The sequence below is a fragment of the Albimonas marina genome, from assembly GCF_029223255.1.
GTDB lineage: Bacteria > Pseudomonadota > Alphaproteobacteria > Rhodobacterales > Rhodobacteraceae > Albimonas.
The window spans coordinates 825,005-840,611 of record NZ_JARHUC010000001.1 but is presented as its reverse complement, the minus strand read 5'-3'; the positions used below and the strand labels follow the sequence as shown (position 1 = coordinate 840,611).

Annotated in this window: 13 protein-coding genes; 11 read left to right on the top strand and 2 right to left on the bottom strand. The window is 72.3% G+C overall.

The genetic code is table 11. The features are described from left to right. Positions 1-20 precede the first annotated feature (20 nt). From bamA to P2H44_RS03675, 7 genes are all read left to right on the top strand, one after another. Positions 21-2,519 (top strand): outer membrane protein assembly factor BamA, encoded by a 2,499-nt coding sequence (gene bamA / locus P2H44_RS03705; protein ID WP_275762065.1) that lies wholly within the window; start codon positions 21-23, stop codon positions 2,517-2,519. 65 nt (positions 2,520-2,584) lie between these two features. Next, positions 2,585-3,286 (top strand): OmpH family outer membrane protein, encoded by a 702-nt coding sequence (locus P2H44_RS03700; RefSeq protein ID WP_275762064.1) that lies wholly within the window; start codon positions 2,585-2,587, stop codon positions 3,284-3,286. Positions 3,287-3,464: 178 nt separating this feature from the next. Beyond that, entirely contained in the window at positions 3,465-3,995 is a 531-nt protein-coding gene (gene fabZ / locus P2H44_RS03695) for a 3-hydroxyacyl-ACP dehydratase FabZ (protein WP_275762063.1), read from the top strand. Positions 3,996-3,997: 2 nt separating this feature from the next. Further along, complete coding sequence (gene lpxA / locus P2H44_RS03690; protein WP_275762061.1) at positions 3,998-4,804, top strand: acyl-ACP--UDP-N-acetylglucosamine O-acyltransferase; 807 nt, start codon at positions 3,998-4,000, stop codon at positions 4,802-4,804. A 4-nt stretch (positions 4,805-4,808) separates the two neighbouring features. Continuing rightward, complete coding sequence (locus P2H44_RS03685; RefSeq protein ID WP_275762060.1) at positions 4,809-5,693, top strand: LpxI family protein; 885 nt, start codon at positions 4,809-4,811, stop codon at positions 5,691-5,693. 11 nt (positions 5,694-5,704) lie between these two features. Continuing rightward, positions 5,705-6,895: a lipid-A-disaccharide synthase gene (lpxB, locus tag P2H44_RS03680; RefSeq protein ID WP_275762107.1), complete on the top strand. Its 1,191-nt coding sequence runs from the start codon at positions 5,705-5,707 to the stop codon at positions 6,893-6,895. 149 nt (positions 6,896-7,044) lie between these two features. Further along, positions 7,045-7,257: a hypothetical protein gene (locus P2H44_RS03675; protein ID WP_275762059.1), complete on the top strand. Its 213-nt coding sequence runs from the start codon at positions 7,045-7,047 to the stop codon at positions 7,255-7,257. Between the two features lie 519 nt (positions 7,258-7,776). Here the strand turns inward: P2H44_RS03675 and gltA are convergent. Continuing rightward, complete coding sequence (gene gltA / locus P2H44_RS03670) at positions 7,777-9,072, bottom strand: citrate synthase (RefSeq protein ID WP_462976253.1); 1,296 nt, start codon at positions 9,070-9,072, stop codon at positions 7,777-7,779. Between the two features lie 132 nt (positions 9,073-9,204). After that, positions 9,205-10,638: a glutamate--tRNA ligase gene (gene gltX, locus P2H44_RS03665; protein ID WP_275762057.1), complete on the bottom strand. Its 1,434-nt coding sequence runs from the start codon at positions 10,636-10,638 to the stop codon at positions 9,205-9,207. Between the two features lie 94 nt (positions 10,639-10,732). On the opposite strand from gltX, the gene P2H44_RS03660 reads away from it, so the two are divergent. From P2H44_RS03660 to P2H44_RS03645, 4 genes are all read left to right on the top strand, one after another. Continuing rightward, the gene (locus P2H44_RS03660; protein WP_275762056.1) at positions 10,733-12,976 is read left to right on the top strand and encodes a ComEC/Rec2 family competence protein; all 2,244 of its coding nucleotides are present in this window, start codon (positions 10,733-10,735) and stop codon (positions 12,974-12,976) included. Positions 12,977-13,099: 123 nt separating this feature from the next. Further along, a complete protein-coding gene (locus P2H44_RS03655; protein ID WP_275762055.1) occupies positions 13,100-13,975 on the top strand; it encodes a 3-hydroxybutyryl-CoA dehydrogenase in 876 nt (291 codons plus the stop codon). A gap of 265 nt (positions 13,976-14,240) precedes the next feature. Continuing rightward, entirely contained in the window at positions 14,241-14,837 is a 597-nt protein-coding gene (locus P2H44_RS03650; RefSeq protein WP_275762054.1) for a YceI family protein, read from the top strand. A 115-nt stretch (positions 14,838-14,952) separates the two neighbouring features. Then, the gene (locus P2H44_RS03645) at positions 14,953-15,528 is read left to right on the top strand and encodes a cytochrome b (protein ID WP_275762053.1); all 576 of its coding nucleotides are present in this window, start codon (positions 14,953-14,955) and stop codon (positions 15,526-15,528) included. Positions 15,529-15,607 lie beyond the last annotated feature (79 nt).

The following is a 15,607-nucleotide window of genomic DNA, read 5'->3' as shown; positions in this document are numbered from 1 at the left end:
ACGAGGCGGAGAGCATCGACATGGCGGCACAGCGGAGCACGACGGCGCGGCGCGGCGGACGGACCACGTCTGGACGTCCTGGCGACGCGGGACGGAGGCTCCGGGCCCCGGCGATCGCCGCCACGCTGGCGGCCGCGCTGCCGGTCGGCGCGCTGACCGCGACGGTCTCGACCGCGGCCCTCCTGTCCATGGCCGCCCCCGCCGCGGCCCAGGACGCCGCCGTGGTGCCCCGCGTGAACCAGATCCTGGTCGAGGGGGCGCAGCGCGTCGACGACGCGACCATCAAGGCCTACATGACCGTGCAGGAGGGCGAGCCCGCCACCGCCGCGCAGATCAACGAATCCCTGCGCCGCCTGCTCGACACCGGCCTGTTCCAGGACGTCACCATCTCGCCGCTGGCCGACGGCCTGCTCGTGCAGGTGCGCGAGGCGCCCTACATCAACCTCGTCACCTTCGAGGGCAACGACGAGCTCGAGGACGACGTGCTGATGGGCTCGGTCGTCTCGGCCTCGCGCGCGGCCTTCTCCAAGGCCACCGCCGACCGCGACGCGCAGACCCTGCTCGACCTCTACCGCCGCGCCGGGCGCTACGGCGCCACCGTCGAGCCGGTGATCATCGAGCGCGACAACAACCGCGTGGACCTGGTGTTCGAGATCGACGAGGGCGAGCCCACCGGCATCCGCTCGATCGACTTCGTGGGCAACCAGGCCTTCTCCGACAGCCGCCTGCGCGGCGCCATCCAGACCCGCGAGAACGGCCTGCTGGCGTGGATCTTCTCCACCGGCACCTACGATCCCGACCGGATGGAGTACGACAAGGAGCTGCTGCGCCGGTACTACCTCGATCACGGCTACGCGGACTTCGAGGTGCTCTCGGCCACCGCCGAGCTCGCGGCCGACCGCGAGGACTTCCTGATCACCTTCACCGTGTCTGAAGGCGAGCAGTACACCTTCGGCGACCTCGGCCTCGACGTCCGCATCCCCGGCGTCGACCCCGAGAGCTTCACCGAGATCTTCCCGATGGAGCCGGGGGAGACCTACTCGATCTCCGACGTCGACAAGGCGATCGACAACCTGATCTTCCAGCTCGGCCAGCAGGGCTACGCCTTCGTCGACGTGCGCCCGCGCGCGGACAAGGACGTCGAGAACCGGGTGATCGGCGTGACGCTCGAGGTGGCCGAGGGCCCGCGCGTCTACGTCGAGCGCATCGACATCGAGGGCAACACCCGCACCCTCGACCGCGTCATCCGGCGCGAGTTCAACATGGCCGAGGGCGACGCCTACAACGCGCAGGAGATCCAGCAGGCCCGCGCCCGCCTGCGCGACCTGGGCTTCTTCGAGACGGTGAACGTGCGCGCCGAGCGCGGCTCCGCCGACGACCGCGCCGTGATCAAGACCGAGGTCGAGGAGCGGCTGACCGGCTCGATCTCCTTCGGCGTGGGCTTCTCCTCGGCCGACGGCCCGATCGGCGACCTCACCGTCTCCGAGCGCAACTTCCTGGGCCGCGGGCAGTTCGTCTCCGCCTCGCTGTCGATCTCGGGCGACACCCAGCAGGCCCGCCTGCTGTTCGAGGAGCCGCGCCTGCTCGACCGCGACCTGACCGGCGGCTTCGACGTGGGCTGGCTGCGCGACGACCGCACCGACTATTCGTCGTACAAGGAGACGCGCCTCCAGTTCCTGCCCTACCTGGAGTTCCCGGTGGGCGAGGATCAGCGGCTGCAGACCCGCCTCCGCCTGTCGCAGGACGAGATCCGCGACGTGCTGCGCTACGCCTCCCCCGCGATCAAGGCGGACGAGGGCGACGAGTTCTACATGGGCGTCGGCGCCACCTGGACGCTGGACAAGCGCAACGACCCGGTGGAGCCGTCGTCGGGCTACGTGGTCGAGCTGAGCGAGGACGTGACCGCGATGGGCGGCTCGACCGTGTTCAGCCGCTCCGTCGCCCGGGCGAAGGCCTACACCGGCTTCTTCGACGACGAGGTCATCGCCTCGATCGAGGCCGAGGCCGGCGCGATCTTCTCGGCCAACGGCGACGTCCGCGTGACCGACCGCTTCTTCCTGGGCGGCGACCGCTTCCGCGGCTTCGGCACCGCCGGCATCGGCCCGCGGGACGACTCGACCACCTCCTTCGTGCGCATCGACCCGGCCACGGGCAAGCCGCAGAAGCCGATCAAGCGCTTCAACTACACCCGCGACGACGCGCTGGGCGGCAACTACTACGCGGTCGTGCGCTCGGACCTCAGCTTCCCGCTGGGCCTGCCGGAGGAGTTCGGGATGTACGGCGGCGTCTTCGCCGACGTCGGCACCCTGTGGGGTCTGGACCAGACCACCTACAAGGACCGCGGCTCCCGCCCGCCGGTGACCATCGACGACTCGCTGTCGCTGCGCGCGGCGGTGGGCGCGGCGCTCTACGTCGACAGCGCCTTCGGTCCGCTGCGCTTCAACTTCGCCTACCCGCTGGCCTACGAGGACAGCGACAACCGCGAGTTCTTCCGCTTCACGGTCGGCACGCGGTTCTGATCGTGTCCGCGCGCCCGGCATCGCGGCGCGCGGCCGCCGCCCTCGCCCGGGCGGGCGCGGCGCTCATGCTGGTCTGCGCCCCCGCCGGGGCGCAGCAGCCCGAAGACGGCGCCGCCCCCGCGCAGGGCGAGGCCCCGGCGCCGCCCGTCGCGCCCGCCCCCAGCTTCACGCCCGGGGCGCCCGCCCAGACGGCGCCCTCGCCGACCTCTCCCTCCCAGACGACGCCTGCGCCGGTCGCCCCGCCGGCCGCCGGGCCCCTGCGACAGGCGCGCCCGGCGGTTCCGCGCAGCCCGATCCTGATCGTCAACCGGCAGGCCGTGCTCGAGAACTCCGCCGCCGCCCGCGCCCTGCAGGAGACCGAGCGCGAGACGCTGGAGCGCGTCACCGCCGAGCTCGAGCGCGTGAAGACCGAGCTGCAGGTCGAGGAGCAGGAGCTCACCCGCCTGAAGCCCACGCTTCCGCCCGAGCAGTTCGACGCCCGCGCCCGCGAGTTCGACCGCAAGGTGAAGGCCGAGCGCGCCGCCGGGCAGGAGCGTCGCGCCCTGTTCCAGAAGTTCACGCAGGAGGCCCGCCAGGCCCTCGCCTCGGCCCTGCCCCGCGTGCTCGAGGCCCTGCGCCGGGAGACCGGCGCCCTGGTCCTGCTGGACGCCAGCGCGCTCGCCGCCGCCGACCCCTCGCTCGACGTCACCGCGCTGGCGATCGAGCGCTACGACGCCGAGATGGGCGACGTCCGCTTCGACCCGCCCGGGGAGCTGATGCCGCGCTGACGCGGCCTGCCCCGGCCCGCGCGCCGCATTTCCGCCCCACTAATGAATGCCCCCTGAACCGAAACGGGGCGCCGCCCGCGCAGGCGGCGTCCGAGACCGCGCCGTCGGCCCCCGCGACTTGACCTCACGCACACGTCCTGCAATCAGGAGCGCCGAACGACGCAGCCAGGGCCACGACATGACCGAGACCCCTTCCGCAGACGCGCCGGCGACCGAGACCGCCGAGTCCGCTCCCGCGCAGGCCGAATACGGGTCCGCCGACATCTCCCGCATCCAGCGGATGATCCCGCATCGCTACCCCTTCCTCCTGGTCGACAAGGTCGAGCGGATGGTGAAGGGCGACAGCTGCGTCGGGATCAAGATGGTCACGATGAACGAGCCCCAGTTCACCGGCCACTTCCCCGGCGAGCCGATCATGCCCGGCGTCCTGATCGTCGAGGCCATGGCCCAGACCGCCGCCGTTCTGGTGGTCGACACGCTCGGCATGGAAGGCCAGGACCTGCTGGTCTACTTCATGACGCTCGACAAGTGCCGCTTCCGCAACCGCGTGGTCCCCGGCGACCGCATGGAGCTGCGGGTGAAGATCCTGCGCGGCCGCGGCCGGATCTGGAAGTTCTGGGGCGAGGCCTGGGTCGACGACAAGATCTGCGCCGAGGCCGACTTCTCGGCCATGATCGTGATGCCCGACCACAAATCCCGGCAGGGCTGACCATGGCCGTAGACCCCTCGGCCCGCATCCACCCCACCGCGATCGTCGAGGACGGGGCCGAGATCGGCGCCGACGTCGTCGTCGGCCCGTTCTGCACCGTGGGGCCCCGCGTCTCGCTGGCCGCGGGGGTTGAGCTGCGCTCCCACGTCGTGGTCGAGGGTCGCACCTCCATCGGCGCCGGCACCCGCGTCTGGCCCTTCGCCGTCCTCGGCGCCCAGCCGCAGGACCTGAAGTACGCCGGCGAGGACAGCCGCCTCGAGATCGGCGCGCGGAACATGATCCGCGAGCACGTGACCATGAACCTCGGCACCGAGGGCGGCGGCTACCTGACCAAGATCGGCGACGGTTGCCTGTTCATGGCCTCGACCCATGTCGGCCACGACTGCATCGTCGGCAACGGCGTGATCATCGCCAACAACGCCCCGCTGGGCGGCCACGTGATCGTCGAGGATCGCGCGATCATCGGCGGCAACGCGGCCGTGCACCAGCACTCCCGCATCGGCCGGGGCGCCATCGTCGGCGGCCTGACCGGCGTCGAGCGCGACGTGATCCCCTACGGCTCGGTCACCGGCGACCGCGCGCGGCTGGCGGGCCTGAACCTCGTCGGCCTGCGCCGCGCCAAGGCGGACCGGGCGCATATCACGGACCTGCGGGCCTGCGTCGACTTCATCTTCGACGCCTCGGCCGAGGGCGGCGTCGCCGCCCGCGCGCAGGAGGCCGCGACGCGCTGGACCACCCCGCTCGCCGCCGACGTCTGCCGCTTCATGCTGGCCGAGAGCTCCCGCCACTTCGTCACCCCGAGGGACTGAGCGGATGGCCGAGCCCGCAGGCGGTCCCGCGCCCGCGGGCGCGCCGGCTCCTGTCGGCGCGCTGGCCCTCGTGGCCGGCACGGGCGCCCTGCCCCGCCTGATCGCCGAGGACCGCCGCCGCCGCGGCCTGCCCCTGCTGGTGGTCCGGTTCGAGGGCACGCAGGCCCCCTGGGCCGACGGCATGGACGTCCTCGACCTCCCCTTCGAGAAGCCCGGCCGCCTGTTCAAGGCGATGCGCGCCAAGGGCGTCACGCAGATCTGCTTCGCCGGGGCGATGACCCGGCCGAAGCTCGATCCCCTGCGCCTCGACCTCAAGGGCGTCGCCCTGATCGCCAAGGCCTTGACCCTGCTGCGCAAGGGCGACGACGGCATGCTGCGCGGCTTCGCCTCGATCTTCGAGGATGAAGGGTTTCGGATGGTCGGCGCCCACGAACTCCTCCAGGGCCTGCTGGCGCCCGAAGGCGTGCTGGGCGCCCGCCAGCCCTCCGAGATCGACCGCGAGGACGCCGCCCGCGCCGCCTCCGTGGTCGCCGCGCTCGGCGCGGTCGACGTCGGCCAGGCCGCCGTGGTCGCCTCGGGCGTCTGCCTCGGTGTCGAGGCCATCGCCGGCACCGATGCGCTGCTCTCCGAAGTCGCCCGCGTCCCCGCCCGCCTGCGGGTCGGCGAAGGCAAGGGCGTGCTCTTCAAGGCCCCCAAGCCCGGCCAGGACTGGCGCCTGGACCTGCCCGCCATCGGCCCCGACACCGTGACCCGCGCCGCCGAGGCCGGCCTCTCCGGCATCGCCCTCTCCGCCGGCGGGGTGCTGGTGCTGGGCCTCGACGAGACCATCGCCGCCGCCGACGCCGCCGGCCTGTTCCTCTGGGGCCGCCCCGCCGAGCCGGCCCCATGACCTCCCGCCCCCTGCGCGTCTACCTGGTGGCGGGCGAGGCCTCCGGCGACCGCCTCGGCGCCCCCCTGATCCGCGCCCTGCGCGAGGAGCTGGGCGAGGGCGGCCTGGAAATCCGCGGCGTCGGCGGCGAGTTGATGGAAGCCGAGGGCCTCGCCTCCCTGTTCCCCTCCGACGAGCTCGCGGTGATGGGCCTGTTCGAGGTGCTCCCCCGCCTGCGCGCCATCCTCGCCCGCATGGACCAGACCGTGCAGGACCTGCTGGCCTGGAAGCCCGACGTGCTGCTGACCATCGACAGCCCCGGCTTCGGCCTGCGCGTGGCCCGCAGGGCCAAGGCCGCGACCCCCGCGCTGACCACGGTCCACTACGTCGCCCCCTCCGTCTGGGCCTGGCGCCCCGGCCGCGCCCGCAAGATGGCGACCTTCATCGACCACGTCCTCGCCCTGCTGCCGTTCGAGCCACCCTACATGACGGCCGAGGGCATGACCTGCGATTTCGTGGGCCACCCCGCCTCCCGCCTGCCCCGCCCCTCGCCCGAGGCGCAGGCCGCGCTGCGCGCCTCCATCGGCGCCGCCGACCGCCCGCTGGTCTGCGTCATGCCCGGCTCGCGCCGCGGCGAGGTCTCGCGCCTGGCGGGCCCGTTCGGCGAAACCCTCGCCCTGCTGAAGGCCCGCCACCCCGACCTCGCCGTGGTCCTCCCCGCGGCCGCCGGCGTGGCGGAGCTCGCCCGCGAGCTCTCCGCCGCCTGGCCGCTCGAGGCCCATGTCCTCGATCCCCGCGGCATGGACCCGGCCGAAGCCGAGGCCCGCAAGTTCGCCGCCATGGCCGCCTCCGACGCCGCGCTCGCCGCCTCCGGCACCGTGACGCTGGAGCTGGCGGCGATGGCCGTTCCCCAGGTGATCGGCTACCGCCTGAACCCGCTGACCGCCGCCATCGCCCGGCGCCTGCTGAAGATCGACACCGCCAACCTGGTGAACCTGCTCCTGAAGGAGCGCGCGGTCCCCGAGTTCATCCAGCACTTCCTGGTCCCCGCCGACGTCGCCGACGCCCTCGAGGCGCTTCTCGCCCCCGGCCCCGCCCGCGAGGCGCAGATCGCCGCCGCCGACCGGGCGCTGGCCTTGCTGGGGCGGGACGGAGAGCCCCCCTCCACCCGCGCCGCCCGCTCGGTCGTCGCCGCCGCCGCCCGCGGCCCGCGCCGCCGCTGACCGCCCGCCGCTCCGCAAGGCGCCCCCGCCTTCCGCTGCGCGGATCGCCCCCTGAACGGATTGTTTCTGACGCAGGCGTGAGTTGCCGCCCCGGCCCATCACCTTAGGTCTCCCGGCGACAGCGACGAGACCTAAGACAGGAGGCCGAGATGAGCCGCACCGACGATCCCACCGTCGCGGAGACCCGCAGCGAGGACGTCCCCGAGATGGTGAAGCCCGAGCTGAACGACCCGCAGAACCCCGCCGAGGTGGGCGGCGCGAACGCCGAGGCCACCGGCGTCTGGCGCGTTCTGCGCAACTCGCTCGGCCTGGCCGTGGCCGTGATGGTCGTGATCGCCATCGGCTACGCCGTGATGAGCTGAGCGCTCCCGAGCGCCGCCGCCGACCCCAGGGGCCTCCGCACGGAGGCCCCTTTTCTCATGCCGCCCGCCCCCCGTCCTCTCCCCCGGCCCACCCCAGGCGCCCCTCCGCCGCCCGCGGGGAGCGCCTGTTCTCCGGAGCCGTCCATCGCTGATGCCGTGAAGAGCGACTCGTCCGCCGGGGTCCAGGATCGCGAAGCGACCCCCGAAGGGGGCTTGTCCTTGACCCCGGCGGGCGAGTCGCTCAGGCATCTTCGGCGATGGACGGCTGCGGAGGACAGGCGCGGGCCTGTTCTTGGGTGAGCTCCGGAAGCGCCCTCCCCGCTCCCCCCTCGGCGCCGCGCCCGCCCTTCCTCCCCCGTTCCCCCACGCGCCCCCGCCCGCATCGCGCCGCGGGCGCGCGCTCCCCGCCGGCGCGCCGCCCGCCGCGGCGCCTCCTCCGGCCGGCGAAACGAAAAAGGCCTCCCCGAAGGGAGGCCTCGTTCGTCTCGTCCGTCCCGGTCCGGGCCGGGATCGGCGCCCTCAGCGGGCGTCGACGTCGGCGTAGTCGCGCTGGGTCGGGCCGGTGTAGAGCTGGCGGGGCCGGCCGATGCGGCCGCTCTCCTCCATCATCTCCTTCCACTGCGAGATCCAGCCCACGGTCCGCGACAGCGCAAAGATCGGGGTGAACATCGAGGTGGGGAAGCCCATCGCCTCGAGAATGATGCCGGAGTAGAAGTCGACGTTCGGGTACAGCTTCTTCTCGACGAAGTACTCGTCCTCGAGCGCGATCCGCTCCAGCTCCTTGGCGACGGCCAGCGTCTCGTTGTTCTCGATCCCCAGAAGGCCCAGCACCTCGTCGGCGCTCTCCTTCATCACCTTCGCGCGGGGGTCGAAGTTCTTGTAGACGCGGTGACCGAAGCCCATCAGGCGGAACGGATCGTCCTTGTCCTTGGCCTTCTTGATGTAGGTCGGGATCTGGTCGACCGTCCCGATCTCGCGCAGCATCTCCAGGCAGGCCTGGTTCGCGCCGCCGTGGGCGGGACCCCACAGGCAGGCGACGCCGGCCGCGATGCAGGCGAAGGGGTTGGCGCCCGAGGAGCCCGCCAGGCGCACCGTCGAGGTCGAGGCGTTCTGCTCGTGATCCGCGTGCAGGGTGAAGATCCGGTCCATGGCCTTGGCCAGGATCGGGTTCACCTCGTAGGTCTCGGCCGGGACCGAGAAGCACATGTGCAGGAAGTTCTCGGCGTAGGTCAGGTCGTTGCGCGGGTACACGAACGGCTGGCCGGCGGCGTACTTGAACGCCCAGGCGACGATGGTGGGCAGCTTGGCGATCAGGCGGATGGTCGCCACTTCGCGCTGCCAGGGATCGTTGATGTCGGTCGAGTCGTGGTAGAAGGCCGACATCGCCCCGACCACGCCGCAGACCACCGCCATCGGATGCGCATCCCGGCGGAAGCCGGAGTAGAAGTTGCGCATCTGCTCATGGAGCATGGTGTGCTTGGTGACGCGGGTCTCGAAGTCGTCCATCTGCGCCTTGGTCGGCAGCTCTCCGTAGAGCAGCAGGTAGCAGACCTCGAGGTAGTGGGACTTCTCGGCCAGCTGCTCGATCGGGTAGCCGCGATACAGCAGCTCGCCCTTCTCGCCGTCGATGAAGGTGATCTTCGATTCGCAGGACCCGGTAGAGGTGTAGCCCGGGTCGAAGGTGAACACGTCGGCCTTGGCGTAGAGCTTGCCGATGTCCACCACGTCGGGGCCCAGGGTGCCCGAGTAGACGGGGAACTCGTGCGTGGCGCCGTCGATGGTGAACGTGGCGGTCTTTCCGGTGTCCTTGGGCAAGATGCTCTCCCTTCGCTGGCGCGCGCTCGGCATCCGGCGCGGCGCTTGGGCCATCGGCGGTGCGGAACGGTTCCGCCCGTCCGTATTGTCGGCGGACCCGAGCGGCCCGCCGGTGTCAAACCGTCTCCGGGCTCAGAACCCGGTCGCGGCGTCGTCCAGTCGCGCGAGGCATTCGTCGCGCCCGAGCGTCTCCATAACATCGAAAACGCTGGGGGAAACCGCCCGTCCGGTGAGGGCGGCCCTCAACGGCTGAGCCACCTTTCCGAGCTTCAGGCCCTCTGTCTCGGCGAAATTCCTTGCCACGTCCTGAAGGGCGTCGCTGGACCAAGAGGTATTGTTCCGCAGATGCGAAGTCAATCGCGCCAGCATGGCCCGGGCGTCGTCGGACAGGAGCTTCTCGGCCTTCTCATCGAACTCGAGCGGCCGGTCGGCGAAAATGTAATAGGCGAGGTCGATCAATTCGTTGATCGTCTTGGCCCGCTCCTTCAAGCCGGGCATGGCCTCAAGAAACGCCGCCGCCTTTTCTGGGCTGGGGCGGGGTTTATGCTGCGCCGCAAGAAGCTCGTCCGCCGCCTGGGCCAAGCGGGAATCGGAGGCGGCGCGGATGTGCAGGCCGTTGATGTGCTCCATCTTGGCGAAGTCGATGCGCGCCGCGGCCTTGTTGATCTGGGGCAGATCGAACCAGGCGATCGCCTGCTCGGAGGTGAAGAACTCGTCGTCGCCATGCGCCCAGCCGAGCCGCGCGAGGTAATTGCGCAGCGCCTCGGGCAGATAGCCCATGTCGCGATAGGCCTCGATCCCCAGCGCGCCGTGGCGCTTCGACAGCTTCGCGCCGTCGGGGCCGTGGATCAGCGAGATATGGGCGAAGACCGGCACGTCCCAGCCCAGGCCCTTGTAGATCAGGCTCTGCCGGGCGGCGTTGGTCAGGTGATCGTCGCCGCGGATCACGTGGGTGACGCCCATGTCGTGGTCGTCGACCACCACCGCCAGCATGTAGACGGGCGTGCCGTCCGAGCGCAGCAGGATCAGGTCGTCCATCTGGGACGCCTTCCAGGTCACCCGGCCCTGCACCGCGTCGTCGACCGAGACCTCGCCCTCGCGCGGGGACTTCAGGCGGATCACGTGGGGCTGCGAAAGGTCCCCGTCGTCCCGGTCGCGCCAGGGCGACTGGAACAGCGGCGGCCGGCCCTCGGCCTTGGCCTGCTCGCGCGCGGCGTCGATCTCCTCCTTCGAGGACCAGCAGCGATAGGCGGCGCCGGCCTCGAGCAGCTTCAGCGCGCATTCGCGGTGGCGCTCGGCGCGCTCGAACTGGCTGATCGGCTCTCCGTCCCAGTCCAGGCCCAGCCAGCGCAGGCCGTCGATGATCGCCTGGGTGGCCTCGGGGGTCGAGCGCTCGCGGTCGGTGTCTTCGATGCGCAGCAGGAACGTGCCGTCCCGGCCGCGGGCGTAGAGCCAGTTGAACAGCGCGGTGCGCGCGCCGCCGATGTGCAGGAAGCCGGTGGGCGAGGGCGCGAATCGCGTCACCACGCGGCGGGCGGTCGGGCGGTCGGTGGCGTCAGAGGTCATGAGCCTTCACGAGTCGGGAGATTTTCGGGTCCGGCGTCGGGAGTCCCGCTGGCGCGCGGTGCGAATTCGGCTAAAGTGCGGCGCTGTTATGGCAATGCCCGATGTCCCGCACAACCCGTCCGTCGCGCATGAGCGATGGAGCGCGTCGTTCGCCCCCCGCGCGGCCGACGCCTGGCGTGCGCTGGCGGAGCGGGAGCGGAGGCGCGCGCCGCTGTGGGCGCCGGTGCTGCTGGGCCTGGGCATCTGGATCTATTTCTCCCTGACGCGCGAGCCCGACGCCTGGGCGGTGGCGGCCTGCGTGGCGCTGCCCGCGGCGCTGCTCGCGGCGCTGACCATGGGGCGGCGGGTCGTGGCCTCGGTCACGCTTCCGCCGATGGCGGTGTCGGCGCTGGTCGCCGCCTCGCTGGTCGCGGCGGGCTTCGCCGCCGCCGCGCTGCGGGCCGAGCATGTCACGGCCCCCGTGCTGGCCGAGCGGATCGACGCCACCGTGCAGGGCCGGGTGGCGGAGATCACCCGCTCCCACACCGACCGGCGGCGGGTGGAGCTGCGCGACCTGGTGATCTACGGCCTGTCGCCCGAGCGGACGCCCGAGCGGGTGCGCGTCACGCTCCTCGAAGGCGCCTTCGCCCGCAAGGTCAGCCTGGGCGAGCGGATCGAGGTCTTCGCCCAGCTCGGCCCGCCCGAGGGCCCGGTCGAGCCCGGCGGCTTCGACTTCCGCCGCCACGCCTGGTTCGAGAAGCTGGGCGGCATCGGCTTCGCCCGCGGCCCCCTGGTCGCCGCCCATCCCGAGGTGGCCGAGGCCGCCGCGCCCGAGCCCTGGTCCCTGCATTCGCTGAGCCTGGCGGTCGAGCGCTTCCGCGGCCGGCTGACCGACGGCATCCTCGCCGCCCTGCCGGGACGCGAGGGCGCCTTCGCCGCCGCCATCCTCACCGGCAGCCGGGAGGAGGTGCGCGGCGAGGAGATGCAGGCGCTGCGCGATTCGAACCTGGCGCACCTGCTGGCGATCTCGGGCCTGCACATGGGCCTGCTGGCGTCGATCGTGTTCTGGACGGCGCGGCTGCTGCTGGCGGCCTCGCCCTGGCTGGCCGTGCGCCTGCCCACCAAGAAGACCGCCGCCGCGATCGCGCTGGCGGCGGCGGCGGGATACCTCGCGGTCTCCGGCGCCTCGGTCGCCACGCAGCGGGCCTTCGTGATGGCGGCCGCGGCGCTGATCGCGATCATGCTCGACCGTCCCGCGATCAGCCTGCGGGCGCTGGCGGCGGCGGCGCTGGCGATCCTGGCCCTGCGGCCCGAGAGCCTGATGGACGCGGGCTTCCAGATGTCCTTCGCCGCCACCGCCGCCCTCGTCGCCGCGTGGGAGCTGGCGCGCGACCGGCGCTGGCTGCGCCCGACGCACCAGACCGGGCGCGGGCGCCGGCTGCTGCTGTGGGCGGCGGGGCTGCTGCTGACCTCCTTCGTGGCGGGGGCCGCGACCGCGCCCTTCGCGGCGGCGCATTTCAACCGCCTGACCGGCTGGGGCCTGCCGGCGAACCTGCTGGCCGCCCCGGTGATGGCCTTCTGGGTGGCGCCGATGGGGGCGCTGTCGGCGGCGCTGGCGCCGCTGGGGCTGCACCAGTGGCCGCTGACCGCGATGGGCTGGGGCGTGGGCCTGATCCTCGACATCGCGCAGTTCTTCGCGGGCCTGCCGGGCGCGGTGCGCCCCGTCTCCTCGCCGCCGCCGCTGGCGCTGCCGCTGCTGGCGCTGGGGGGGCTGTGGCTGGTGATCTGGGCCTCGCGCCTGCGGCTGCTGGGGCTGGGGGCGATGCTGGCCGCCGCGATCCTGTGGCTTCCCGGCGGGGAGCGGCCCGAGCTGCTGATCGCGCCCCGCGCCTCGGCGATGGGCGTGCTCGGCCCCCAGGGCCGCGCGGTCGACCGGGCCCGCGGCGCGGGCTACCCGATCTCGACCTGGCTCGCCAACGACGGCGATCCGGTCGAGCAGGCCGTGGCCGCCGGCCGTCCCGGCATCGACCGCCAGCCCCGCCGGGCGGAGGCGGTGCTCGACAACGGCTGGCGGGTGGTGCTGCTGGGCGGGCTGGTCGACGCCTCGACCCTGCACGCCGAATGCGCGCCGCGCACCGTGCTGGTGGCCTATGCCGCGCGCCCCGGCGCCGCCGCCCCCGGCCCCTGCGTGACGCTGGACGGGGCGGCGCTGCGGGGCCTCGGCGCCGTCTCGGTCGTCCCCGACGATCCGGGCGAGGGCGGGCCGGACGACGGCGGCGTGCGCATCCGCGGCGCCCTGACCGACGCGCGCCTGCGCCTGTGGGGCCGCGCCGAGCCGCAGCGGGACCTCGCGGACTGAGGCCACGGCGGCCCGGAAACCCGGGCCCCTCTCGCCCTCGCGATCCGGCCCGCTCTTGCCGCTGCGCCGCCCGCCGCATAGGGTGCGGCGGCGAAATCACGGGGCAGAAAAGGCGTGCGCAGCATGGCGATCAAATCGGTCGGCGTCATCGGGGCGGGGCAGATGGGCAACGGCATCGCCCACGTGTTCGCGCTGGCGGGCTACGACGTCTTCCTCAACGACATCGACGAGGCGCGCATCGACAAGGCCCTGGCCCTGATCGAGAAGAACATGGACCGCCAGATCGGCCGCGGCGCGATCTCGGAGGCGGAGAAGGCCGATGCGCTGGGCCGCATCGCCAAGACCACCGACCTGGTCCCCGTCGCCCAGTCCGACCTGGTGATCGAGGCCGCGACCGAGAACGAGAAGGTCAAGAACGCGATCTTCGCCTCGCTCGCGCCGCACCTGGGCGAGCAGACGATCCTGACCTCGAACACCTCCTCGATCTCGATCACCCGCCTCGCCTCGCTGACCGACCGGCCCGAGCGGTTCATGGGCTTCCACTTCATGAACCCCGTGCCGGTGATGGAGCTGGTGGAGCTGATCCGCGGCATCGCCACCGACCAGGCCACGTTCGAGGCGCTGAAGCAGGTGGTCGCCAGCCTCGGCAAGACCGCCGCCACCGCCGAGGACTTCCCCGCCTTCATCGTCAACCGCATCCTGCTGCCGATGATCAACGAGGCGGTCTACACGCTCTACGAGGGCGTCGGCACGGTCGAGAGCATCGACAAGGCCATGCGCCTGGGCGCGAACCACCCGATGGGCCCGCTGCAGCTGGCGGACTTCATCGGGCTGGACGTGTGCCTCGCGATCATGAACGTGCTCCACGACGGGCTGGCGGACACCAAGTACCGCCCCTGCCCGCTGATGGTGAAGTACGTCGAGGCCGGCTGGCTGGGCCGCAAGACCGGCCGCGGCTTCTACGACTATCGCGGCGACGTCCCCGTCCCCACGCGCTGAGCCGTCGATTTCGCAGATGCGGAATCGCGCGACCTCCGACCGAAGGCCGCCGTGCGCACGGCGGCCTTCGCGTTTTCGGCGATCCGGTTCGGCCGCGACGGGGCAACGGATTGGCCCGAAATGGCTTTCGTCGCCTGATGCAACCGGCCCCACGAAAAGTTCAGAGCGAATTCCGGAAACAATTGGTGCGGAAACGGGCGTCTTCTCTCCGAACCGGAGCGATGCGAGATATGCCGCAACGCAACCGAACCCCGGAGACACGACCATGCGCCTCCCCCGCACCGCCCTGGCCTTCGCCCCGGCTCTCGGCCTGGCCGCCACGCTCGCCGCCGCCCTGCCCGCCGTCGCCGAGCCCTACGTGATGGACCGCTCCCACGCCGCGGTGACCTTCTCGGTCGACCACGTCGGCTTCTCGGTCATCCAGGGCCGCTTCAACGAGTTCTCGGCCGACATCGACTACGACCCCGAGAACCTGACCGCCTCGACCGTCAGCTTCACCCTGCAGGCCGGCTCGATCGACACCGGCTGGGAGGCGCGCGACAACCACATCAAGTCGGGCGACATGCTCGACGTCGAGGAATACCCCGAGATCACCTTCGTCTCGAAGTCGGTGCAGATGATCTCCGACTCCGAGGCCAAGGTCGTCGGCGACGTCACCATCAAGGGCGTCACCAACGAGGAGACCTTCGACGTCACGCTCAACAAGACCGGCCCCTCGCCGCTGGATCCGGACGTGACCGTGGTGGGCTTCACCATCACCGGCGTGCTGGACCGCACCGCCTACGGCGTGGACTACTTCGCCCCGGCGGTCGCCGCGACCATGCCGGTGCGCATCGACCTCGAGGCCTCGCCCGCGAAGTGATCCGCGGCGCGCGCGCCTGACGGGCCCCGCGCGGGCCCGTCCCTCCACCACCGACGCCGCCCGCGGCCTGCGCGGGCGGCGCGCCCCCCTCCCCCCCGGCGTCGAGGACCAGGACATGCCGCTTCGCAACGCGCCCCGCGCCTGGGGCTGGCCGGCCCGCCTGCTGCACTGGCTGACCGCGGGCGTGATCCTGTTCCTGCTGGGGCTGGGCTTCTGGATGACCCAGGTGGTCACCGACATGTACGCCCAGTTCGACCTGATCCAGATCCACAAGAGCTGGGGCTTCGTGGCCTTCGCGCTGGCGCTGCTGCGGCTGGTCTGGCGCGCGACGCATCCCGCGCCGCCGCCCGTCCCCGGCGCTCCCGCCTGGCAGACCCTGGCGGCCGAGGGCGCGCACTGGGCGCTCTACGCCCTGATGATCGCGATGCCGCTGTCGGGCTGGCTGATGGCCTCGGCCTCCTCGCTGCAGGACAGCTACGGGATCAAGAACATGGTCTTCGGCCTGTTCGCCCTGCCCGACCCGTTCCAGCCCGGCGACCGGGCGCTGGAGAAGGTCTTCGGCGCGATCCACTTCTACTGCGCCTGGGCGATGATCGCGCTGCTGGTGGCCCATGCCGGCGCGGCCCTGAAGCACCATTTCGTCGACCGCGACGAGGTCCTGCGGCGGATGACCTGGCCCCGCCGGGGCTGAGCCCGCCCTCTCGCCCCTTCACGTCCGCGCGCCCCGCGCCGGTCCCCGCGATTTGGGGGCTGGACGCGGGGCCCGCGGT

Bases quoted from the DNA above. Each gene is read 5' to 3' on its own strand.
- bamA (WP_275762065.1), top strand. From the start codon at position 21: ATGGCGGCACAGCGGAGCACGACGGCGCGGCGCGGCGGACGGACCACG.
- P2H44_RS03700 (WP_275762064.1), top strand. From the start codon at position 2,585: ATGCTGGTCTGCGCCCCCGCCGGGGCGCAGCAGCCCGAAGACGGCGCC.
- fabZ (WP_275762063.1), top strand. From the start codon at position 3,465: ATGACCGAGACCCCTTCCGCAGACGCGCCGGCGACCGAGACCGCCGAG.
- lpxA (WP_275762061.1), top strand. From the start codon at position 3,998: ATGGCCGTAGACCCCTCGGCCCGCATCCACCCCACCGCGATCGTCGAG.
- P2H44_RS03685 (WP_275762060.1), top strand. From the start codon at position 4,809: ATGGCCGAGCCCGCAGGCGGTCCCGCGCCCGCGGGCGCGCCGGCTCCT.
- P2H44_RS03675 (WP_275762059.1), top strand. From the start codon at position 7,045: ATGAGCCGCACCGACGATCCCACCGTCGCGGAGACCCGCAGCGAGGAC.
- gltX (WP_275762057.1), bottom strand. From the start codon at position 10,638: ATGACCTCTGACGCCACCGACCGCCCGACCGCCCGCCGCGTGGTGACG.
- P2H44_RS03660 (WP_275762056.1), top strand. From the start codon at position 10,733: ATGCCCGATGTCCCGCACAACCCGTCCGTCGCGCATGAGCGATGGAGC.
- P2H44_RS03655 (WP_275762055.1), top strand. From the start codon at position 13,100: ATGGCGATCAAATCGGTCGGCGTCATCGGGGCGGGGCAGATGGGCAAC.
- P2H44_RS03650 (WP_275762054.1), top strand. From the start codon at position 14,241: ATGCGCCTCCCCCGCACCGCCCTGGCCTTCGCCCCGGCTCTCGGCCTG.
- P2H44_RS03645 (WP_275762053.1), top strand. From the start codon at position 14,953: ATGCCGCTTCGCAACGCGCCCCGCGCCTGGGGCTGGCCGGCCCGCCTG.